Genomic DNA, 20,478 nt, shown 5'->3' on the forward strand with positions numbered 1-20,478 from the left:
CCCATGCAAAACGGCCCCGCGGGGCCGTTTTGTTTTGGGTAGCGCCTGCGCTCAGTACTGCGGCTGCGCGGTGTAGTTGAGGAAGCGCGTGCTCATGCCCTGGAAGGTCAGGCGCACGGTGCCGATCGGGCCGTTACGCTGCTTGCCGATGATGATCTCGGCCGAGCCCTTGTCCGGCGAATCGGGGTTGTAGACCTCGTCGCGGTAGATGAACAGAATCAAGTCCGCATCCTGTTCGATGGCGCCCGATTCGCGCAGGTCGGACATCACGGGACGCTTGTTCGGACGCTGCTCGAGGCTTCGGTTGAGCTGCGACAGCGCGATCAGCGGGCAGTTCAGCTCTTTGGCCAGGCCCTTCAGCGAGCGCGAGATTTCGGACACTTCGGTGGCGCGGTTCTCGCCCGCCGAGTTGGCCGACATCAGCTGGAGGTAGTCGATGATGATGAGGCCGAGCTGACCGCACTGGCGCGCCAGGCGACGGCAGCGCGCGCGCACTTCCATCGAGCTCAGTGCCGGCGTTTCGTCGATGTAGACCTGGGCGTCCTGCATCAGCTGCACCGCGTGCGTGACGCGGGGCCAGTCTTCGGCGATCAGTTTGCCGGTACGCATCCGGTGCTGGTCGAGCATGCCGACCGAGCCCAGCATACGCATGGCCAGCTGCACCGCGCCCATTTCCATCGAGAACACGGCCACGGGCAGGCCCTGCTCGATGGCGACGTGCTCGCCGATGTTCATCGAGAACGAGGTCTTGCCCATGGACGGACGGCCCGCCACGATGACGAGGTCGCCGCCCTGCAGGCCGGAGGTCATCTTGTCGAGATCGGCAAAGCCCGTGGGCACGCCGGTCACGTCGGAGTCGCTGTCGCGGTGATAGAGCTCGTCGATACGCTCGACCACCTGCGTGAGCAGCGGCTGGATTTCCTTGAAGCCGCCGCCGCCCTTGTCGCCTTCCTGGGCGATCTTGAAGACCTTGGACTCGGCCTCGTCGAGCAGCTGCCGTGCTTCCTTGCCTTGCGGGTTGAGCGCGCCGGCGGCGATTTCGTCGGCCACCGTCACGAGCTTGCGCAGCGTGGCGCGCTCGCTCACGATCTCGGCGTAGCGGCGGATGTTTGCGGCCGACGGGGTGTTGTGCGCCAGGGCGTTCAGGTAGGCCAGGCCGCCCACGTCCTCGGACTTGCCGGCCGTGGTGAGCGCCTCATTGACCGTGATCACGTCGGCGGGACGCGCCAGCGAGATCAGCTTGGCGATCGACTGCCAGATCAGGCGGTGGTCATGACGGTAGAAGTCCTCTTCGGTCAGGACGTCGGCAATGCGGTCCCAGGCGGCGTTGTCCAGCAACAGCCCGCCCAGCACCGATTGCTCGGCCTCGATCGAGTGAGGCGGCACACGCAGATATTCGAGCTGCTTGTCGGCAGGGGTATTCATCGCAGAAAAGACCTCAGGGTGTCGGCCACCCGGAAAAAAGCACGGACGTCGCTGCCGGGAATCTTGCCGGCCAGGGGCTGCAGCACGCGAGCCAGGCCGCAGATGATGCGGGCGAGGCGGTTCAGCGCGGCGCGCACGGCGGGATCGGGATTGACGTCGAAATAGGTTTCGAGAATCAGTTTACCCATGACTGGCCGGTCGGCGTCGGGGATGCGCCCGAGCGCGATGACCGAGTTCAGGGTCTGGTACAGATCATAGGCCTGCGCCAGGGGCAAGGACAGCGCCCCGCCGATGTTCTCTTCGAAATCGATGCGCCAGAGCAGGCCGTCGCGCATCGTGACGTTGCGCACCTGGGCGCCGCCGTGCCAGAGTCCGCGCACATGGAAAGCCGCCAGATCCGCGGCCAGCATGCGGGTCAGGCGCAGGCGCTCGGCCGTGTCGGCCTGGCGCAGCAGCGGCGGCAGCGATTCGCCCACGTATTCGAGCACGACGGTACCGGGCTCCTGCCACCACACTTCGGGGACGCGGCAACCGGTCTGCAGCAGGCGGCGCAGACGCTGGGCTTCGTATTCCAGGCCGTTGCGCAGCAGCACGCCGGGGCGCGGAAACTCGCCCAGCAGGATCTTGCAGCCCAGTCCGAGCAGAAAGGCGCGCAGATATCGCAGCACGTAGCTCAGGCCGCGCATCACGCTGGGCCGGCGCCGTTTGACGACGCAACGCACGCCGTCGATGGTCACTTCCTTGACCGACTTCACCCGCGCCGCTTCGGCGCTTTCCAGCCAGGCACGCAGGCCGGGCGGCGCATTCTGGTGTAGTGGCGACTGTGTCAAACCAATCCTCTGAAACATCAAGGGCGCACCGGGGGCAGGTGCTGCCGTATGCGGAATCCCGCATTATCCGCCATGCGGATGAAAGCACGTCGCGCGGCGCCGGCGCGGTGGCGGGCGCCCTGCGCGCGCCGCGCGGGACAGAAAAAAAGCCGGCACGAGGCCGGCTTTTTTCATGCCTGTGCGGGCAATGGCTTTAGGCCATTTCGCCTTCGACCAGGACGGTCACGTCGACCAGCACGTCAGCGTGCAGGGCAACTTGAACCGGGTACTCGCCGACGGCCTTGAGCTGGCCGTTGGGCAGGCGAACCTGCGACTTCTCGACGCCTTCGAAACCAGCCTTGCGCAGACCTTCGGCGATGTCGGCATTGGTGACCGAGCCGAACAGACGGCCATCGACACCGGCCTTCTGCGAGATCTTGAGCTGGTAGCCGTTCAGGCGCTCGCCCAGGGCTTGGGCAACGCCCAGCTTCTCGGCCTGGATCTTTTCCAGTTCAGCGCGGCGGGCTTCGAATTCCTTCAGGGCGGCGTCGGTCGCACGACGGGCCTTTTTCTGGGGAATCAGGAAGTTACGGGCATAGCCGTCGCGCACACGCACGACTTCGCCAAGGTTGCCCAGGTTGACGACTTTTTCGAGCAGGATAACTTGCATGTCAGGCCCCCTGGATCAATTGTGGTTGTCGGTGTAGGGCAGCAGAGCCAGGAAGCGGGCACGCTTGATAGCGGTGTCCAGCTGGCGCTGATAGATAGCCCGGGTACCGGTCAGACGAGCCGGAATGATCTTGCCGTTTTCTTGCACGAAGTCGCGCAGCGTGTCGAGATCCTTGTAGTCGATCTCTTCAACACCAGCGGCCGTGAAACGGCAGAACTTGCGGCGCTTGAACAGCGGGTTCTGCTGCGTGAACTTGCGTTTTTCTTTGCGTTTTCCGAAGAAAGCCATGATATGTGCCTCTTTGTTTGGGGTCGGGACCGGCCGAAGCCGTATCGCCGTAATCTGTCTGGTCCTGCCTGGCGCTCAAGCCGTGAGGGGATCCCTGCCCACGCTGCCGCTCAACCTGCGGGCCAGCTGCAAGTGCAGCTTGACCTTCACCGAATCCTTGCGGGCCGGGGCCAGAAAGCCCTCTACCTGCAGTTCGGTCCCTAACGGGATGTTGGCCATCAACGTGGCGATATCACCCAAAGCCACTGCGGTGATCGTCAGTTCGACGCGGCGCGGATGCCCCGCTTCGATCACTTCCGATTCATGCCCCAGCAGCATCTCCAGAGCGGGCAGTCCTGCCGGGGTGTGGCGCAGCGGGTCACATTCGAGGACTCGCGCGTTCAATACCAGCTTGTTCATGCCTGTTGCTTCCGGAGGGCTCTGACGCCAGACTTTGCACCCGGACATTCAAGCCAATCAGCTCGTTTGCCGGATCGCAGTCTCGGACCTGCCTGTCCTGAGCTTCATCAGCCCAAGACGTGATCACTGAATTGTCAGTTACTCGGCCTGGACGGCAGCGGCTTCAGCCGACGCCTTGCGGGCTTCTTCACGCTCGACCGACTTCATCATGATCGAGGGAGCGGTAACGGCCTTCTTGGTCTTGATGACCAGGTGGCGCAGGACAGCGTCGTTGTAGCGGAACGAGTGCTCGAGTTCGTCGAGGGTGGCTTGGCCGCACTCGATGTTCATGCAGACGTAGTGCGCCTTCACGAGCTTCTGGATCGGGTAGGCCAGTTGACGGCGGCCCCAGTCTTCCAGGCGGTGAACCGTGCCGCTTTGGCCGGTCACGAGTGCCTGATAACGCTCGACCATGGCGGGCACTTGCTCGCTTTGGTCGGGATGGACGATAAACACTACTTCGTAGTGACGCATGTATTACTCCTTGAGGATGTCTTGCGCCGGAAACATGTAAACCTGCGCAAGGGGCAGCCCGCCATCGAAGATGGAGCGAGCAAGAAAGCTCTCGATTATCGCGCATCGGATGCCGATGTGCAAGCAAAAGGCACAGCCCGCCGGGAAATCGTCCCCGAAATCGTCACCTGACGTCGCGCGAAGGCCACTCGGCCAGGAACGTGGCGCGAAGGGCACCCGATCAGGAAACGGCGGCCGCCGCCGGCATGCCCTGCGGCTCGCGCGCCCCTGCCCCGCCATAGGGCATCGGGCGATTCACCGCGCTCACCATCACGTAGCTGATGATCATCAGCAGGAACCACGACCCCAGCTTGGCCAGCGACACGAGCTGCCAGCCGGCCGCCTGATTGGGATAGCGCCAGGCATGCGCGAAGGTGCCGATGTTTTCGGCGAACCAGATGAAGAGCGCCACCAGCACAAAGCCCAGCAACAGCGGCATGCGGCGATGCGCTCGCCAGATCCGGAAGTGCACCCAGGTGCCGCGAAACAGCCAGGCCGTCCAGGCGAACAGGATCCAGCGCGCATCCGGCACATAGTGATGCGAGAAGAAATTCACGTAGATCGCCAGCGACAGCAATGCCGTGGCGCGCAACGACGGATGGCGGGTGAAGCGGAAATCGAACAGGCGCCACACCCGCGCGAGATAGCTGCCCACCGCGGCGTACATGAACCCGGTGAAGAGCGGCACCCCACCCAGACGCAGCAGACTGGCCTCGGGATAGAGCCAGGAACCGGCCGCCGTCTTGAAGATCTCCATGGCGGTGCCGACCACATGGAACATCAGGATCACGCGCGCCTCGTCCCAGGTTTCCATGCGCGTCATGAGCAGCACGCCCTGAATGGCGATCGCGGCGAGGGTCAGGAAGTCGTAGCGGGCAAGCGCCGCCCCCTGCGGGTACCACCAGAAGGTCGCCAACAGCAGCGCGCACATCAGGCCGCCGAACAGACAGGCCCACGCCTGCTTGACGCCGAATCGCACGAACTCGTAGACGGCGGTGCGCCATCGGCTCTCGCCCGTGAAGGCATCGGCCAACGCACCCTCGCGTTGCTGCCAACGCGCGATCAGAGGCCATTCCCGGGCGGCCGGATCCAGCGGCATAGTGAAATTCCGTAGCGTCAGTCAGCGTATGGGGAGGGGGGACCGGCTTTTTCAGGGCCGCCGGCGCGGCGACGGCCGCGCTCCGGAAACACGACGGCCGCGGGATCTCCCGCGGCCGCTGCTGCCGGCACGGCTACCAGGCCCTGCCCGGCACCGCGCCCGCCCTGCATCAGAACAAGCTCAACCCTCGACCACGGCATAGGCCGAGTGGTTGTGGATCGATTCGAAGTTTTCGGCTTCGACCGTGAAGCGCGCGATGGCCGGATGGGCCTTCAGGCGTGCCGCCACGTCGCGCACCAGGTCTTCGACGAACTTCGGATTGTCGTAGGCGCGTTCGGTGACGTACTTTTCGTCGGGCCGCTTCAGCAGGCCCCAGAGCTCACACGAGCCTTCGTCTTCGACCATGCGGATCACCGCGTCCATCGCGATGTCGCTCGACAGAATGGCCGAGACGGTGACGTGCGAGCGCTGGTTGTGCGCGCCGTATTCGGAGATCGCCTTGGAGCACGGGCACAGGCTGGTGACCGGCACCAGCACCACCAGCTCGAACTCGACCTGGTCGCCCTGGGCGCGTGCGATCCACTTGACCTCGTAGTCGAGCAGGCTTTGCACGCCCGACACCGGGGCGGACTTGTTGATGAAGTACGGGAACGACGCCGTGATGTCGCCGCGCTCGGCATGGAGCAAGCCCAGCATGTCGCGCGACATGTCGGCGAACAGCGCCGGGGTCATGGGCGTGGTGCGGTACTTCTCGAGCAGCGCGATGAACCGCGACATGTGGGTGCCCTTCTCTTCGGAGGGCAGCGCCACGGTGAGCGTCCAGTTGGCGACGGTGGGCTGGGCCACGCCGTCGCTGCCGACGACCAGCATCGGGTGGCGCACGCCACGGATGCCGACGCGCTGGATCGGGATGTGTCGGGTGTCCGCCGTGCTCTGGATGTCGGGCATCACGATGGCGGAATCGATCGGGGAATTCATGTCGTTACCTGTCAGGGCGGATGGGATACAGCCAGCCCCCTGTTATCTAACCGGGGAACCATTATTACCCAATCCGGGTGCGGGAATGGGGAAAACCCTTTTATTCGTAGGCCGCCGCCCGGGACACACTGTTGCGTCCATGCGGCAAACGGCCGGCCCGCGGGCCGGCCCGGGTTTTCACAGATCCGAAAAACGGCGCCGGATCGAGGCCTCGATGCCGGCGGCATCCAGACCCAGCCCGGCCAGCAGCGCGCCCTGCTCACCGTGATCGATGAACTGGTCGGGCAGTCCGAGCTGAAGCACCGGCATCGTGATGCCGGCCTCGTTGAGTGCCTCGGTCACGGCGCTGCCGGCGCCGCCCATGATGGCGGCCTCTTCGACGGTGACGAAAGCCGCATGGCTGGCGGCCAGCTCGGCCAGCAGCTCGCGGTCGATCGGCTTGACGAAGCGCATGTCGACGACGGTGGCGCCCAGCGCCTCGCCCGCAACCAGCGCGGGTTGCAGCAGCGTGCCGAACGCCAGAATCGCGATGCGCTCGCCCTGGCGGCGCACCACGCCCTTGCCCAGCGGCACCGTTTCGAGGTCGGTGCCGGGATCGGCGCCGCAGCCCGCGCCGCGGGGATAGCGCACCGAGGCCGGTCCGGGGTACTGGTAACAGGTCGAGAGCAGGAGACGGGTCTCGCGCTCGTCGGACGGCGTTGCCACCACCATGTTCGGTACGCAGCGCAGGAAGGCGATGTCGTAGTTGCCGGCGTGGGTGGCGCCGTCGGCGCCCACCAGGCCCGCGCGATCCAGCGCGAACGTCACGTCGAGGTTCTGCAGGGCCACGTCGTGGATCAGCTGGTCGTAGCCCCGCTGCAGGAAGGTGGAGTAGATCGCCACGACCGGCTTCTGGCTTTCGCAGGCCAGGCCGCCCGCGAACGTGACGGCGTGCTGCTCGGCGATGCCCACGTCGAAATAGCGCAGCGGAAAGCGCTTCTCGAACTCGACCATGCCGCTGCCTTCGCGCATGGCCGGCGTAATGCCGACCAGGCGTTCATCCGCTTCGGCCTGATCGCACAGCCACTGGCCGAAGACCTGGGTGAAGGTGCGGCGCGAGGGCGTCTTGGCCGGCGTGATGCCGACGGCCGGATCGAACTTGCCGGGGCCGTGATAGAGCACCGGATCGGCTTCGGCGAGCTTGTAGCCCTGGCCTTTCTTGGTGACCACGTGCAGGAACTGCAGGCCGCGCAGCGCCTTGAGATTCTGCAGCGTCGGCACGAGCGCATCGAGGTCGTGACCATCGATGGGGCCGACATAATTGAAGCCGAACTCTTCGAACAGCGTGGCGGGCGTGACCATGCCCTTGGCATGCTCCTCGAAGCGGCGCGCCAGCTCGAGCACCGGCGGCACGTGCTGGAGCACGGCACGGCCGACGTTCTTGGCGGTTGCGTAGAAACGGCCCGACATGAGGCGCGCCAGGTAGCGGTTGAGCGCCCCGACCGGCGGCGAGATCGACATGTCGTTGTCGTTCAGGATCACCAGCAGATTGACGTCGGAGGTGACGCCGGCGTTGTTCATGGCCTCGAAAGCCATGCCCGCCGACATCGCGCCGTCGCCGATCACCGCGATGTGCTGACGCTCGATGCCCGCGTTGCGCGAGGCCACGGCCATGCCGAGCGCGGCCGAAATCGAGGTCGAGGAGTGCGCGGTTCCGAACGCGTCGTACTCCGACTCGCTGCGCTTGGGGAATCCCGAAATGCCGCCCTGCTGTCGCAGCTTGGCCATCCCGGCGCGGCGGCCGGTGAGAATCTTGTGCGGATACGACTGATGGCCGACGTCCCAGACGATGCGATCGTGCGGCGTATCGAACACGTAATGCAGCGCCAGAGACAACTCGACCGTGCCGAGATTGGAGGACAGGTGCCCGCCCGTCTTGGACACGGACGCCAGCACGAACTCCCGCAGCTCCTGCGCGACCTTGCGCAGGTCACGGCGATCGAGTTCGCGCAGTTCGGCCGGAAGTTGGAGGCGGTCGAGGAATTCAGTCGTCATGCTTGATGGTTGTCTCGAGAGGCCGCGCGCAGGGCGCACGGCCAGATAAGGTTTCAGCGGTCGCGCAGCACGATGAAATCGGCCAGCTGGGCCAGGCGCGCACTCGAATCACCCAACGGCCCGAGAGCCTGAAGGGCCGTCTGCCGCAACTCGCCGGCGAAGGCGCGCGCACCCTCCAGCCCGAGCAGCGACACGTAAGTCGGCTTGTTGTCGTCGGCATCCTTGCCCGGCGTCTTGCCCAGGGCGGCGCTGTCGGCCGTGACATCGAGGATGTCGTCGACCACCTGGAACGCCAGTCCCACGGCCTGCGCATAGCCATCGAGCGCCTGCCGTGCCTGCGAGCTCGCGCCCGCCACGATGCCGCCCAATGCCACGCTGGCGGCCAGCATCGCGCCCGTTTTCATGCTGTGCATGGTCTGGAGCTCATCCCTGGCAAGTACCGTGCCCACGCTCAGCAGATCGATGGCCTGACCACCGGCCATGCCGAGGCTGCCCGCGGCGCGGCCCAGCACCTGCACGGCCTGTCCGACCAGCGCGGGCGCGATCGGCATGCGGGCCAGCAGTTCGAAGGCCAGCGGCTGGAGCGCGTCACCGGCCAGCATCGCCGTGGCTTCGTCGAATTGCACGTGGGTGGTCGGACGGCCACGGCGCAGCGTGTCGTCGTCCATGCACGGCAGGTCGTCGTGGACCAGCGAATAGGCGTGGATCAGCTCGACGGCGGCAGCCGCGTGATCGAGCGAGGCGTTCACGGCCACGGCGCTGCCGGAGACCGGAACCGCCTGGCCCGCGGCATACACCAGGGCGGCGCGCACACGCTTGCCGCCCCCGAGCACCGCATAGCGCATGGCTTCGTGCAGCCGCGCGGGCAGGACGTCGGCGGCGGGCAGGAAATCGTCGAGCACGTGCTCGACATGCTGCGCGCGCACCGACAGCCAGTCAGGAAAAGCGAGATGGTTCTGCGTCATCGATGCAATCAGTCGTCGTCGAGCGCCGCGGGATCCAGCGGGCGCAGCAAATCGCCCTCGAGGACCTTGACCTGCTGTTCGGCCTGAGCCAAGCGATCCTGGCAGATGCGCGTGAGCGCCACGCCGCGCCGGTAGGCGGTCAGCGATTGCTCCAACGGCAGGGAGCCGTTTTCCATGGTCTGCACGAGCGATTCGAGCTCGGCGAGCGCGGTTTCGAAATCCTGCGGCAGGGAAGACGGATCGATCTGCGGATCGGCTTGCTTAGTAGAGGCCAAGCGGGTCTCCGGGCACTGAAAAGGGGGTTGTTCGATTGGATCCCCGAATTGTACGGGAATCGCGCGCTCACCCCTGGGCAGCGCTCCCCGAGAGCCGCACGGCGATCTGCCTGAGCGCCGGCGCGACCTCTTCGCGCAGGGTCTGCTCCGACAGCAGGGACGCGGGGCCGCCGCAGCTCAGCACGAAACGCCCCTCCCCCGTCAGCGCGGTGAACGGCACGGCCGCCGCATTGATGCCGGAGAGCCATTGCCCGATCGCGAAGCAGCAGCCGGTGGCCTCCATATCGGCCAGCGCGTTCTCGATCAGCTCGTTGCCCGGCGCCCGCGCGCCCATCTGCGCGAGCAGCTCCGCGCGCTGCGCCGGCGTCAGACCGGCCAGATGCGCACGCCCCATCGCGGTGTCCAGGCTCGCGCGGTACCCCACCGGCAGGCGCAGATACAACGCCGACGAGCCGTGGATCGCCTCGACGTAGACCATCGCGTCGCCGTCGAAGGTGCCGAGCGCGATGGCCGCGCCGGTCTGGGCGGCGAGCGCCGTCATGTCGGCCTTGGCGAGTTCGCGCACCTCCAGACCGGCGAGCAGACCGAAGCCCAGGGCCAGCGCCGCATGGCCGGGCGAATACTTGCCCGTATCCGTGTGATAGCGCAGGTAGCCCAGCTGGATCAGCGTGTAGGTGATGCGGCTGATCGTGGGCTTGGGCAGCCCCGTGGCGCGCGCGAGCTCCAGATTGCCCAACGGTCCGCCCGCATGACTGAAGACGCGCAGGATATCCAGCCCGCGCGCCAGCGCGGTGATGAACTCCGGCGAAGACCGCCCCGACTCGAGCGAAGCGCGCTTGCGGCGGGCGGGCCCGCCGGGGGAATCGGAAAAAGGTTGCATTTCGCGTCTCGGATTTTTATAGTTAGTTTCAACTAACAAAATTAAATTTCGTATTCCGGAATTTAAACCGTTCTGCCGTGTTTTGGAAAGCCTTGCCGTAGTGCGCCAGTCTTTTGCCTTATCCGTGCGCAGTTACAGCATTGCCTCCCCCGGTTCGCGGTGGGTTTTGCACAATCAGCACAAGGGAAAAAGTATGCTTCGCACCACGCTCAAGATCTGCAGCGCTCTGCTGCTCTCGGCCGCCGCCGTCGGCGCCGCTCAGGCCGACACCTATCCGAGCCGCCCCATCAAGGTCGTCTCGCCGTTCCCGGCGGGTGGCGCCACCGACGTGCTCACGCGCATCCTGGCCGAACGCATGGCCAAGGACCTGAGCCAGTCGATCATTGTCGAAAACAAGGCGGGTGCCGGCACCTCCATCGGCGCCGCCTATGTGTCGCGCGAAAACGCCGACGGCTACACGATCCTGATGGCGACCAACTCCACGCTGGTCACCAACCGCTTCCTCTATAAAGAGCTGCCGTACGACCCGGACAGCTTCGCCCCGATCGGCATGGTCGGCATCGGCCCGCTGGTGATGCTGTCCTCGCCCAAGCAGCCGTTCAACAGCGTGAGCGACGTCGTCACTTACGCCAAGGCGAACCCCGGCAAGCTGACCTTCGCCACCTTCGGTCCCGGCACGTCGTCGCACCTGGCCGGCGAGCTGTTCAAGGAACAGGCCGGCATCGACATCCTGCACGTGCCCTTCAAGGGCGCCACCCAGGCCCTGCCGGCGGTGATCAGCGGCGACGTGGATCTGTTCTTCGACATGGTCGCCACCGGCATGCCGCAGGTCGACGCCGGCAAGGTCAAGGTGTTCGGCATCACGAGCCCCAACCGCCTCGCCTCGCAATCCAAGCTGCCGACGCTGGCCGAACAGGGTTACCCCAAGTTCGACATGAGCGCGTGGTTCAGCTTCGTCGCGCCCAAGGGCACCCCGCCTGAAGTGCTGGCGCGCCTGCAGACGGCCCTGGCGAACACGCTCAAGGACGAAACCGTGCGCAAGCGCATGCTCGACATGGGCATCGACCCGCGCACCGGCACCGCCGAAGAACTGACGCAAAAGATGAAGACCGAGCAGCCCGTCGTGTCGCAGCTCATCAAGCAGGCCAACATCGTCCTGCAGTAAGGCTATTCCGCGGGAACCCGCCGGTTTCCCGTTCTTTTGCCGCCCCGCGCCGCCCGGCCCAGGGCGGCTTTTTTTATGCGCCACGCACGCGCCGGGCAAATGCGTTAACGATTGCGGCGCTTTGCAACCACATGGAAACGTGCGGCGCGGGCCCTGGCAGCAGGCACGGGGCTTGCAGTAACCAAGGGCAAACACAGCCGCTAACGGCTCGATACAGGATGGCCCTGTTGCGCTGATATGGTCGGGACTCGGTGTCGCCGACACGCAACATCCAGGAGCTGCATGGTTCACCCGCCCTCGCCCCTCACCCGCACCGCCCCGCGTCCCGACGCGCTGCCGGATGCGGACCGATACGCCCGGCTCGACGCCGCCCGCTGGCTCGCCGCGCTCGCGGTCGTGCTGTTGCACAGCGCCGCTTCCATCGTGTCGGAACCGGCAAATTACGGCAGCAATGCCTGGCTGGCGGCCAACCTCTACGACTCCGCCGCCCGCTGGTGCGTGCCGGTATTCGTGATGGTGAGCGGCGCGCTATTGCTGGACGGCTCGCGGCCCCAGGACGCGCGCAGCTTCTATAGCCGGCGCGTCGCGCGGATCTGCGCCCCCCTGCTGTTCTGGACCGTGTTTTTCCTGACCTGGCGCAGCGCCCTGGACTGGTGGGATGGCGGCCTGGTGGACTTTTCGTTCTGGCCGCGCAAGGTCGCGGCCGGCGAGCCCTACTACCACCTCTGGTACCTGTACATGATCGTGGGGCTGTATCTCTTCGCCCCGCTGGTGCGCGCCCTGTACCTGCGTTCGAGCGTGGCCGCGCGCCGCCTGTGGGTGGTCGGCATTCTGAGTGTGGCCATTCTGGACGCGCTCTACCGCCAGGCGCTGAACGCGCCGCACGGCTTCTTCCTCACGTGGTTCCTGCCGTATCTGGGCTACTTCGTGGCGGGCCGCATGATTTTCGACGGCGAACTGCGGATCCCGCGTCCGGCGCTGGTACTGGCGCTGAGCGTCGCGGCGACGGCCTGGGGCGTCGCGCACTTCTCCGATACGCAGACGCTCAATCTGTATTTCTACGATTACTTCAGCATCACGGTGCCCTTCATGTCGCTCGCGGCCTTCCAGTGCATCGTGTCGAATCCCCGCCTGCCGGCGCTGCGCAACCTGGCGCCGCTGACGTTCGGGGTGTACCTCGTGCATCCCGTCTTTCTGGACGTGGCGCACCGGGTGGGCGCGCCCTCGCAGGCGCAGGCATGGCACGTGCCGGCGCTCGCCCTGGCCGTGTTCACCTTGTCGCTCGCGACCGCGTGGCTGCTGCGGGGGAACAAACTCACGCGCAAGCTGGTCTAGTTTTGAAGGGCAGGAAAATGGCGCGGACAGCAGCTGCGCCATGGTCCGCCAGCCGGCACTGAAGCTAACCGTACATAATCGGCCCGCGCGCCGGAAAGCAAGTATTCACGGGGATTACGCCCGTCCGCCCTGGCCCCCTGAACCCTGTATTCGGGTACAATGCAAGGTTTGGGATCGGCCAGTCCGATTTTTCTTCGCGCCAGAACGGCTGACGGGCATATCAGAGATAAAACTCGCGCCCTGACCGTCCTGGCTTTTTCATCCGAGCGGAGGGAATCATGACCGACATTGGTCGGATGGCACATGTGGTGCCAGCTCGCACCCAGCTTCCGGTCAGCGCCTATTTTGACGAAGCCCGCTTTGCCCGCGAGCAAGAACTCATTTTCAAGCAGTCGTCCATTTATGTCGGCCACGAAAAACTCGTGCCCGAGATTGGCGATTGGCGGACTTTGGTCCAGGAGAACGGGGGACGCGTACTGGTTCGCAACCAGAAAGGCGTCGAACTCATCTCGAATGTGTGTCGTCATCGCCAGGCTCTGATGCTGGGAGGCGAGGCAGGTAACGTCAGTGGCAATGTGAACAACAGCGGTTCGCTGAAAGGCACCGGGGGCAATATCGTCTGCCCCCTGCACCGCTGGACGTACAACAATCAAGGCGAACTGCTGGGCGCGCCCCAGTTCGAGTCCACCCCCTGCATGAATCTGCAGCGCTACACGCTGCGCGATTGCCATGGCCTGCTCTTCGAGGGCCCGCGCGACCCCGCCACCGACATGGCGCCGCTCTTCGGACGGCCCGAGTTCGATTTCGGCGACTACGTGCTGGACCACGTCGAAGTGCACCAGTGCAATTACAACTGGAAGACCTTCATCGAGGTCTATCTGGAGGATTACCACGTCGGGCCGTTCCATCCGGGCCTGGGCCGTTTCGTGACCTGCGACGACCTGAGCTGGGAATTCAACGACTGGTACAGCCTGCAAAAGGTGGGCGTGCATCAGGCCCTGGCGCAGCCGGGTTCGGATGTGTATCGCCAGTGGCATGATCGCCTGCTCGATTTCCGGGCGGGTCAGGCGCCGGACTTCGGCGCGGTGTGGGCCACGTATTTCCCGACCCACATGATCGAGCTGTATCCGCACGTGGTGGTGCTCTCGACGCTCTACCCCAAGAGCCCGCAGGAAACCGTGAACGTGGTCGAGTTCTATTACCCCGAAGAAATCGTCGCTTTCGAGCGCGAGTTCGTCGAGGCACAGCGCGCGGCCTACATGGAAACCGCGGTCGAAGACGACGAGATCGCCGAGCGCATGGATGCCGGCCGCAAGGCCCTGATGACGCGCGGCGTGAACGAAGCCGGGCCTTATCAGTCGCCGATGGAAGACGGCATGCAGCACTTCCACGAGTGGTATCGCACCATCATGGAAGAGCCGGGCGCCTGACACGCCCTCCTTCCTGCCCGAACAACCCCGGCCAGCGTGTGCGTTGGCCGGGGTTTTTCTCGGGTAACGCCGGCGGCTGGCTCAGCCCAGTACCTGCGCCACGGCATTCTCGCCCAAGGCCAGCCCCACCGTCATGCCCACGCCCGAGTGCATGACCGCCACCGTGGTCTGCGCATCGGCCCGCATCACCGAGTACGGCGCGGGGCCGTGCGCACCGTACACGCCCTGCCAGCGTTCGAGCACGCGCAGCGGCGCGCCCAGTGCCTGCGAGGCAAGCGCCAGCATGGCGTCGTCGACCGCCTCGTCATTGAACGGCGGCGCATCGGCGCCATAGCGATGCGAGTCGCCCACGATCAGTTCGCCGTGCGGCGTGGGGCTCACCAGCAGATGGATCCCCTCGCGCATCAGGAACGGGCTGCGTTCCTCGAACACCTGCCGCAGCCGGACGGCGCTCGGCAGGTCCGAGAAGGCGCCGTAATGCACGCAGGACAGCCCGGTCAGCAAGGGGCGATCGAGCGCGAAGCCCTGCCCCGCGAACGCCACCCGCAGCATCTGCAGCCGCGACACTTCCAGGTCCAGCGGCGCGAACAGCTCCGGCCACAGCGTGAGGTAATCGTGGCCCGGGCACACGAACACGTGCGGCGCGCGCAGCTCCCCCGCCGTCGTGTGCACCTCGCCCCCTTCGGCGCGGCGCGCCAGCGTGCCCGTGATCATGGTCACGCCCAGGTCCTGCTCGAGGTGCCGGGTGATGGCTGGCAAGGCCTCGCGCGAATAGATCTGCAGGTCGTCGGTGCCCCGCAGCGCCGCGCAGTGGTGGTCCAGGCGGCCGTCGTACAGCGCGCCCAGCTCACGACCGCTCAGGAGTTGCGCGGCATAGCCCTCGGCCTGCAGGCGCGTGGCGGCGAACTCCTCCAGCACGTCCTGCTCATGCGCGTTGCGCGCCAGGACCAGGCTGCCGTTGGCCCGCACATGAAAGCCGGCGCCTTGCGCCAGACCCAGCCACAGCTCGCGCGTCTGCCGCGCGAGCCGCGCCATGTCGCCCGGCGCCTGGCCGGTCACGAGCACCTGACCGAAGTTGCGAATCGTGGCGCCATGCGCCTGGCGGGCGCGCTCGACCACCGCCACCCGCAGGCCACGGCGGGCGCAGGCCCACGCGTGGGCCATGCCCAGCATGCCGCCGCCCACGACGATCGCGTCGAATGTCTTCATCTCAATTCTCGTCCTGCGTTGAAAGGGGCGCACGCACGCGTGCGCCCGGGAAAAATCACTTCTTGCGCGGCTCGGACTTGCCGTCGTAACGACGCGACCACTCGGCGAGGATGCGATCACGCTCGGTCGCGGCCCAGACGAAGTCGTTCTTGATCATGCGCGCGGCCAGATCCGCGGGGAGATGCGGATTCGAGGTGGCCACGGACGGAATGGCGAGCACGGCGAAATTCGCCTTGTAGAGCTCGTTGGCCGCCCGGCTGGCCGAAAAATCGGCGACCTTGCGCGCCGCGTCGGCGTGCTTGGTGCCGCGCACGATCGCGGTGGCTTCGACTTCCCAGCCCAGGCCTTCCGACGGGAAGATCGGCTCGATCGGCGCGCCGTCGGCCTTGAGCTTGGCGGCGCGGTAATCGAACGACACCCCGATCGGAAACTCGCCGGCGGCGGCCAGGTTGCAGGGCTTGGATCCCGAATGCGTGTAAGAACCGATGTTCTTGTGCAGCGCGTCCATGTAGGCCCAGCCCTTCTCTTCGCCGAACATCTGCAGCCAGGCGCTCACATCCAGGAACCCAGTGCCCGACGAGGCGGGGTTCGGCATGACGATCTTGCCGGCATAGACCGGCTTGGTCAGGTCCTGCCACGAGGTCGGCGCGGGCAGGTTCTGCTTTTTGGCTTCGATGGTGTTGAAGCAGAGGGCCGCGGCGAAGGCATCCATGCCGACCCAGGCCGGCACGGTCTTGGCATCGCGCATGTGCGGCGCGATCTGATCCAGGCCCTTGGGGGCATAGGGTTCCAGCATGCCTTCCTTGTCCATCAGGCCCAGCGAGGTGCCGGCCAGGCCCCAGATGACGTCGGCCTTGGGATTGTTCTTTTCGGCCAGCAGCTTGGCCGTGATGATGCCGGTCGAATCGCGCACCCACTGAATCTTGATGTCGGGATGCTCGCGTTCGAACGCGGCCTGATAGGCCTTGATCTGGTCGGCCTCGAGGGCGGTGTAGACGGTGAGCGTGGTCTGGGCCACGGCGGCGCCGGTGGCGGCGGCGCTCAACGCCAGGGTCAGCAGGCAATAGCGGGAAAACCGGTACATGGAGTCGCTCCAGGTGAGAAAGCAAAAAGGGGAAGCCGTGCGGCTGCAAGCGTCGGGATCAGGGGCGTTCGCCTCGCGCGAGGCGGGCCGCGATATCGGTGAGCACGTCGGGGAGCTCGGCGACGGTGTCGATCAGGTAATGCGGCGCGGCCGGCGCCAGCACGGCGCGCGCACGCTCGCGCGCGGCCTCGCGGCCCGCTGCGTCGAGCGCGAGATAGTCCTGCAGGGTCAGGCCGGCGGCGTTGCCCGAGAGCAGCAGGCCCACCGACCACATGCCGGCACGCCTGCCCTCCTCGATGCCCACGTCCGTGTCGTCGACCTTGACGCAACCCGCCACATCGGCGAGGCCGAGCGCGATCACGTTGTGCAGGGCCATGGCCGGCGCGGGGCGCGCACGCGGCACCTCGTCGCTGGCCACCACGCAGTCGGGCGCGATGCCGCCCTGCGCGGCACGGGCCAGCACGCGCTGCATCACGCTCGCCGGATAGCCTGAGCACGACCCGACCTTCAAGCCGCGCTCGCGCACGGCGCGCAGCGTCTCGAGCGCGCCCGGAATCACGTCGGAGTACTGCGCCACCTTCTCGAGCTGCATCGGCAGGAAGCGCTCGTAGATCGACGTCACCGCGGCATCATCGGGCAGGCTGCCGAAGCGCGCCTCGTATTGGCGCCCGATGACAGGCTCATCGCAGAGGGCGCGGATGTGGTCCCACTTGCCCATGCCCATCGGACCTCGGGCCTGCTCGAGCGTGATCGCGACACCGAACTGCGCGAAGGCCTCGACGAACACACGGGTGGGCGCGAACGAGCCGAAGTCCACGAGCGTGCCGGCCCAATCGAAGATCACGGCCTCGAGCCGGGGAAGATATGCAGTCATGAATGCGGGTCCAGTTGAAAGAAAAGAGACACGGGGGCTCAGTCGCGCGGCGCGAGGCGCCAGGCCTGCGTCCGGCGCACCAGCGCGTGGCTGGCGGCGTGCAGGAGCAACGCGACGGTGGCGGACGTGGCCATGATCACCGTGCACATCGCGGCCGCCGGGCCGATCGAGCCGGCGTCGTCCATGTTGAGCACCGCCACGGCCGACAGCACGGTCGAAGGGCTGTACAGAAACACCACGGCCGAGACCGTCGTCATGGCGGACACGAACAGATAGCGGGCGGTGGCCAGCACCGCGGGCAGACACAGGGGCAGCGTCACGCGCCAGAACGTCACGAAGGCGGGCACCTTGAGGGCGGCCGAGGCCGACTCGAACTCCGGGTCGAGCGCCCCCAGCGCCGTCACCGCCGTGAGGTGCGCGCTGGTATAGAAATGCACGACGGTGCAGGCCACCAGCAGCGCCATGCCGCCGTACCAACCGTTGAGCGGATTGGACGGGCTGTTGAAGAAAAAGATATAGCCCAGGCCGAGCACCAGGCCCGGCACCGCCATCGGCGTGAGCGCGAGCAGGCTGACCACGCCGCGCAGACCCCGCGCCGCGCCGCGTGCGGGCAGCTTTTCCATCATCCACGCGCCGCAGAACACCACGGCCGTGCCGATCAGCGCGGTCGAGGCCGCGAGCTGCAGGCTGTTGCGCCAGGCGAGCCAGCCGCCGCCATCCATATTGTCGAAGTCGTAAGAGCGCAGCGACAGCGAGAGGTTGTACGGCCACATCTTGATGAACGAGGCCCATACCGCCACCCCCACCAGCAGAAGCAGCGCCCCCGCGATCACGGCACTGGCAAGCACAAAGCTTGCGTCCCGCACCGCATGCGGTCCCGGCGCGTATCGCTGCGCCCGGCCGCTCAGGCCGCCCCCTTGACGCGTACGCAGATGGCGATCGAGCAGGAAGGTCAGCACGGCGGGAATCAGCAGCATCAGCCCGATCGCCGCGCCGCGAGCGAAGTTCTGCTGGCCCACGACCGCCTTGTAGGCCTCGATCGCCAGCACGTTGTAGTCGCCCCCGACCACCTTCGGCACGCCGAAGTCCGTGACCGTGAGCGTGAAGACCAGGCAGCACGCCGAGAACACCGCGTAGCGCGTGCCGGGCAGCGTCACCGTCAGGAACGTGCGCAACGGCCCGGCGCCCATGGCGCGCGCCGCGTCGTATAGGCGGCCATCCGCCAGCGTCAGTCCGGTCACGAGGATCATCAGCGCGTGCGGGAAGGTGTAGAAGGCTTCTCCCGCGACGATGCCCCAGAAGCCGTAGATCGTCGCGCCACCCAGCAGGTCCTTGAACAACCCCTGATTGCCGAACAGATAAATCAGGGCGATGCCGGGCAACAGCGATGGCGCGAGCAGCGGCAACAGGGCCAGCACGCGCCAGAGCCCTTTGCCGGGCAGCCGGGTGCGGGTCAGACCGTAGGCAAAGCAGTAGGCGCACGGCACCACGATCGCCAGCGTCGTCAGCCCCACGGCCAGGCTGCGCCCCACCATGGCAAGAAAGTCGGCCTGTAGCACGATGTCGCGCAGCAGCGCCCGTCCGCCGGCGTCGCCGGCCGCGGCATTCATCAGCACGGCCGCGAGCGGCAGCGCGAGAAACACGATCAGCGCGAGCGCGTACGCGCCCTGCCCGGCCAGCAATGCACTCCGGCCCAGGCCCCCGGGCAGCGGCCGGCGCGCGATCGATTGCGATAAGGCGGGAACGGCGGCGGCGGACCGGCCAGCGTCGGCCTTGTTCGGAGGCATCGGGGCCTCAAGCGTAGGGACGTAGCGCATGACGCGGCAGCTCCACCCAGCAACGGCCGGCAGCATGTTGGTCGAGCAGGCCATCGCCCGCCTGCGGCGACACCACCGCACGCAGGGTGTGTCCCGGCATGCCGTCGATGCGCAGCGCGACGCGGTAATGGCTACCCAGAAAAACGCCATCCTCGACCTGAGCCAGGAAGGTGTTCGGCGCCGGCGCCGAGCCGCCGGCCTGGCCGGCCTCGGGCGCGGCACTCAGCCGAATGGCCTCGGGACGCACGAACAGCCGGCCCCGCGCGGCGGGCGCCGCCGCATCGAGGTGCAGCGTCTGCCGCCCGACGCGTACGGAATCGCCGTCAGCCCCTTCGTAGGACAGCCAGTTCGCCTCGCCGACGAAATCGGCGATGAAGGCCGTGGCCGGGCTGCGGTAGAGCGACCGCGGGGTGCCGTACTGCTCGATCCGGCCGCCATTCATCACGGCGATCCGGTCGGCCATTTCCATGGCCTCTTCCTGGTCGTGCGTCACCATCAGGGTCGTGATCGCCAGCCGGCGCTGCAGCGCGCGCAGCTCGGCACGCAGATGGGTGCGCACGCGGGCGTCGAGCGCCGACATGGGCTCGTCGAGCAACAACAGCGACGGCGACGGGGCCAGCGCCCGCGCCAGGGCCACGCGCTGCTGCTGCCCGCCCGACAGTTGCCCGGGAAATTTGTGCGCGGAGCCCGCCAGTCCGACCAGATCCAGCATTTCGTCGACGCGGGCCGCCACGCGCTGGCGCTCGCCGCGCCGCCCGCTCAGCCCATAGGCGACGTTCTGCGCGACGGTCAGGTTGGGAAAGAGCGCGTACGACTGGAACAGAATGCCGTAGTCGCGCTCGGCCGGCGCCGCCCGGGAGATATCGCGGCCCGACAGCACGATGACGCCGCTGTCCTGCGGATCCAGCCCGGCAATGGCGCGCAGCAGCGTGGTCTTGCCGCAGCCCGAGGGGCCGAGCAGGCAGACCAGTTCGCCCGCCCGAATATCCAGGGACACATCTGCCAGCGCGGTGTGAGCGCCGTAGCGCTTCACCAGATTGCGCACCGACAGAAAAGTGTCGTTGCCGTGGATCATTTCCCCTCCCGTTCTCGTCTCAGGCCTCGTGCCTGGCGGTCAGTATCGGGAGGGCGCATTGAGCGTCCATGACAGTTCGCGCAAATGCAGTAATAAAAACATCAAATTATTTTGG

Annotated in this window: 20 protein-coding genes; 3 read left to right on the forward strand and 17 right to left on the reverse strand. The window is 66.5% G+C overall.

From position 1 onward, the window contains the following. Positions 1-51: 51 nt before the first annotated feature. The 12 genes from CAL25_RS16785 to CAL25_RS16840 form a co-directional block, all read right to left on the reverse strand. Entirely contained in the window at positions 52-1,425 is a 1,374-nt protein-coding gene (locus tag CAL25_RS16785; RefSeq protein WP_094802057.1) for a replicative DNA helicase, read from the reverse strand. Then, entirely contained in the window at positions 1,422-2,255 is an 834-nt protein-coding gene (locus CAL25_RS16790) for an RIO1 family regulatory kinase/ATPase (protein ID WP_094802059.1), read from the reverse strand. Before CAL25_RS16790 ends, CAL25_RS16785 begins: the two co-directional genes overlap by 4 nt. Before the next feature lie 193 nt (positions 2,256-2,448). Then, positions 2,449-2,904: a 50S ribosomal protein L9 gene (gene rplI, locus CAL25_RS16795; RefSeq protein ID WP_094802061.1), complete on the reverse strand. Its 456-nt coding sequence runs from the start codon at positions 2,902-2,904 to the stop codon at positions 2,449-2,451. A gap of 15 nt (positions 2,905-2,919) precedes the next feature. Continuing rightward, positions 2,920-3,192 (reverse strand): 30S ribosomal protein S18, encoded by a 273-nt coding sequence (gene rpsR, locus CAL25_RS16800; RefSeq protein ID WP_029579690.1) that lies wholly within the window; start codon positions 3,190-3,192, stop codon positions 2,920-2,922. A gap of 75 nt (positions 3,193-3,267) precedes the next feature. Further along, a complete protein-coding gene (gene priB / locus CAL25_RS16805; RefSeq protein ID WP_094802063.1) occupies positions 3,268-3,591 on the reverse strand; it encodes a primosomal replication protein N in 324 nt (107 codons plus the stop codon). A 138-nt stretch (positions 3,592-3,729) separates the two neighbouring features. Then, positions 3,730-4,104 (reverse strand): 30S ribosomal protein S6, encoded by a 375-nt coding sequence (gene rpsF / locus CAL25_RS16810; protein WP_094802064.1) that lies wholly within the window; start codon positions 4,102-4,104, stop codon positions 3,730-3,732. Between the two features lie 220 nt (positions 4,105-4,324). Next, positions 4,325-5,242 carry a DUF817 domain-containing protein gene (locus tag CAL25_RS16815; protein WP_094802066.1) on the reverse strand — a complete coding sequence of 306 codons (918 nt, stop codon included), beginning with the start codon at positions 5,240-5,242 and terminating at the stop codon, positions 4,325-4,327. 180 nt (positions 5,243-5,422) lie between these two features. Continuing rightward, positions 5,423-6,220, reverse strand: coding sequence for a GTP cyclohydrolase FolE2 (gene folE2 / locus CAL25_RS16820; protein WP_094802068.1), 798 nt, complete (start codon positions 6,218-6,220; stop codon positions 5,423-5,425). 177 nt (positions 6,221-6,397) lie between these two features. After that, on the reverse strand, positions 6,398-8,254 hold the full coding sequence (gene dxs, locus CAL25_RS16825) for a 1-deoxy-D-xylulose-5-phosphate synthase (RefSeq protein WP_094802070.1): 1,857 nt from the start codon (positions 8,252-8,254) through the stop codon (positions 6,398-6,400). A 53-nt stretch (positions 8,255-8,307) separates the two neighbouring features. Next, positions 8,308-9,219: a polyprenyl synthetase family protein gene (locus CAL25_RS16830; RefSeq protein WP_094802072.1), complete on the reverse strand. Its 912-nt coding sequence runs from the start codon at positions 9,217-9,219 to the stop codon at positions 8,308-8,310. An 8-nt stretch (positions 9,220-9,227) separates the two neighbouring features. After that, positions 9,228-9,494 (reverse strand): exodeoxyribonuclease VII small subunit, encoded by a 267-nt coding sequence (locus tag CAL25_RS16835; RefSeq protein ID WP_094802074.1) that lies wholly within the window; start codon positions 9,492-9,494, stop codon positions 9,228-9,230. 67 nt (positions 9,495-9,561) lie between these two features. After that, the gene (locus CAL25_RS16840) at positions 9,562-10,374 is read right to left on the reverse strand and encodes an IclR family transcriptional regulator (RefSeq protein ID WP_094802076.1); all 813 of its coding nucleotides are present in this window, start codon (positions 10,372-10,374) and stop codon (positions 9,562-9,564) included. Positions 10,375-10,567: 193 nt separating this feature from the next. On the opposite strand from CAL25_RS16840, the gene CAL25_RS16845 reads away from it, so the two are divergent. From CAL25_RS16845 to CAL25_RS16855, 3 genes are all read left to right on the forward strand, one after another. After that, a complete protein-coding gene (locus tag CAL25_RS16845; RefSeq protein WP_094802078.1) occupies positions 10,568-11,539 on the forward strand; it encodes a Bug family tripartite tricarboxylate transporter substrate binding protein in 972 nt (323 codons plus the stop codon). A 282-nt stretch (positions 11,540-11,821) separates the two neighbouring features. Beyond that, entirely contained in the window at positions 11,822-12,874 is a 1,053-nt protein-coding gene (locus CAL25_RS16850) for an acyltransferase (RefSeq protein WP_094802080.1), read from the forward strand. A gap of 278 nt (positions 12,875-13,152) precedes the next feature. Beyond that, the gene (locus tag CAL25_RS16855; RefSeq protein ID WP_094802082.1) at positions 13,153-14,304 is read left to right on the forward strand and encodes an aromatic ring-hydroxylating oxygenase subunit alpha; all 1,152 of its coding nucleotides are present in this window, start codon (positions 13,153-13,155) and stop codon (positions 14,302-14,304) included. Between the two features lie 81 nt (positions 14,305-14,385). On the opposite strand, the gene CAL25_RS16860 is transcribed toward CAL25_RS16855, so the two are convergent. From CAL25_RS16860 to CAL25_RS16880, 5 genes are read right to left on the reverse strand one after another with little or no spacing between them, the layout of a single operon-like run. Beyond that, positions 14,386-15,513 carry a TIGR03364 family FAD-dependent oxidoreductase gene (locus CAL25_RS16860; RefSeq protein WP_094802084.1) on the reverse strand — a complete coding sequence of 376 codons (1,128 nt, stop codon included), beginning with the start codon at positions 15,511-15,513 and terminating at the stop codon, positions 14,386-14,388. Between the two features lie 55 nt (positions 15,514-15,568). After that, positions 15,569-16,597, reverse strand: coding sequence for a putative 2-aminoethylphosphonate ABC transporter substrate-binding protein (locus CAL25_RS16865; RefSeq protein WP_094802086.1), 1,029 nt, complete (start codon positions 16,595-16,597; stop codon positions 15,569-15,571). Positions 16,598-16,655: 58 nt separating this feature from the next. After that, a complete protein-coding gene (gene phnX / locus CAL25_RS16870) occupies positions 16,656-17,471 on the reverse strand; it encodes a phosphonoacetaldehyde hydrolase (RefSeq protein ID WP_094802088.1) in 816 nt (271 codons plus the stop codon). Positions 17,472-17,509: 38 nt separating this feature from the next. Then, on the reverse strand, positions 17,510-19,258 hold the full coding sequence (locus CAL25_RS16875; RefSeq protein WP_094802090.1) for a putative 2-aminoethylphosphonate ABC transporter permease subunit: 1,749 nt from the start codon (positions 19,256-19,258) through the stop codon (positions 17,510-17,512). Between the two features lie 7 nt (positions 19,259-19,265). Further along, a complete protein-coding gene (locus CAL25_RS16880; RefSeq protein ID WP_094802092.1) occupies positions 19,266-20,363 on the reverse strand; it encodes a putative 2-aminoethylphosphonate ABC transporter ATP-binding protein in 1,098 nt (365 codons plus the stop codon). Positions 20,364-20,478 lie beyond the last annotated feature (115 nt).

It is taken from the genome of Bordetella genomosp. 5 (assembly GCF_002261315.1).
GTDB lineage: Bacteria > Pseudomonadota > Gammaproteobacteria > Burkholderiales > Burkholderiaceae_B > Bordetella.

Coding starts and splice junctions, on each gene's coding strand:
- CAL25_RS16785 (WP_094802057.1), bottom strand. CDS start 1,425: ATGAATACCCCTGCCGACAAGCAGCTCGAATATCTGCGTGTGCCGCCT.
- rplI (WP_094802061.1), bottom strand. CDS start 2,904: ATGCAAGTTATCCTGCTCGAAAAAGTCGTCAACCTGGGCAACCTTGGC.
- rpsR (WP_029579690.1), bottom strand. CDS start 3,192: ATGGCTTTCTTCGGAAAACGCAAAGAAAAACGCAAGTTCACGCAGCAG.
- priB (WP_094802063.1), bottom strand. CDS start 3,591: ATGAACAAGCTGGTATTGAACGCGCGAGTCCTCGAATGTGACCCGCTG.
- rpsF (WP_094802064.1), bottom strand. CDS start 4,104: ATGCGTCACTACGAAGTAGTGTTTATCGTCCATCCCGACCAAAGCGAG.
- CAL25_RS16815 (WP_094802066.1), bottom strand. CDS start 5,242: ATGCCGCTGGATCCGGCCGCCCGGGAATGGCCTCTGATCGCGCGTTGG.
- folE2 (WP_094802068.1), bottom strand. CDS start 6,220: ATGAATTCCCCGATCGATTCCGCCATCGTGATGCCCGACATCCAGAGC.
- dxs (WP_094802070.1), bottom strand. CDS start 8,254: ATGACGACTGAATTCCTCGACCGCCTCCAACTTCCGGCCGAACTGCGC.
- CAL25_RS16830 (WP_094802072.1), bottom strand. CDS start 9,219: ATGACGCAGAACCATCTCGCTTTTCCTGACTGGCTGTCGGTGCGCGCG.
- CAL25_RS16840 (WP_094802076.1), bottom strand. CDS start 10,374: ATGCAACCTTTTTCCGATTCCCCCGGCGGGCCCGCCCGCCGCAAGCGC.
- CAL25_RS16845 (WP_094802078.1), top strand. CDS start 10,568: ATGCTTCGCACCACGCTCAAGATCTGCAGCGCTCTGCTGCTCTCGGCC.
- CAL25_RS16850 (WP_094802080.1), top strand. CDS start 11,822: ATGGTTCACCCGCCCTCGCCCCTCACCCGCACCGCCCCGCGTCCCGAC.
- CAL25_RS16855 (WP_094802082.1), top strand. CDS start 13,153: ATGACCGACATTGGTCGGATGGCACATGTGGTGCCAGCTCGCACCCAG.
- CAL25_RS16860 (WP_094802084.1), bottom strand. CDS start 15,513: ATGAAGACATTCGACGCGATCGTCGTGGGCGGCGGCATGCTGGGCATG.
- CAL25_RS16865 (WP_094802086.1), bottom strand. CDS start 16,597: ATGTACCGGTTTTCCCGCTATTGCCTGCTGACCCTGGCGTTGAGCGCC.
- phnX (WP_094802088.1), bottom strand. CDS start 17,471: ATGACTGCATATCTTCCCCGGCTCGAGGCCGTGATCTTCGATTGGGCC.
- CAL25_RS16875 (WP_094802090.1), bottom strand. CDS start 19,258: ATGCCTCCGAACAAGGCCGACGCTGGCCGGTCCGCCGCCGCCGTTCCC.
- CAL25_RS16880 (WP_094802092.1), bottom strand. CDS start 20,363: ATGATCCACGGCAACGACACTTTTCTGTCGGTGCGCAATCTGGTGAAG.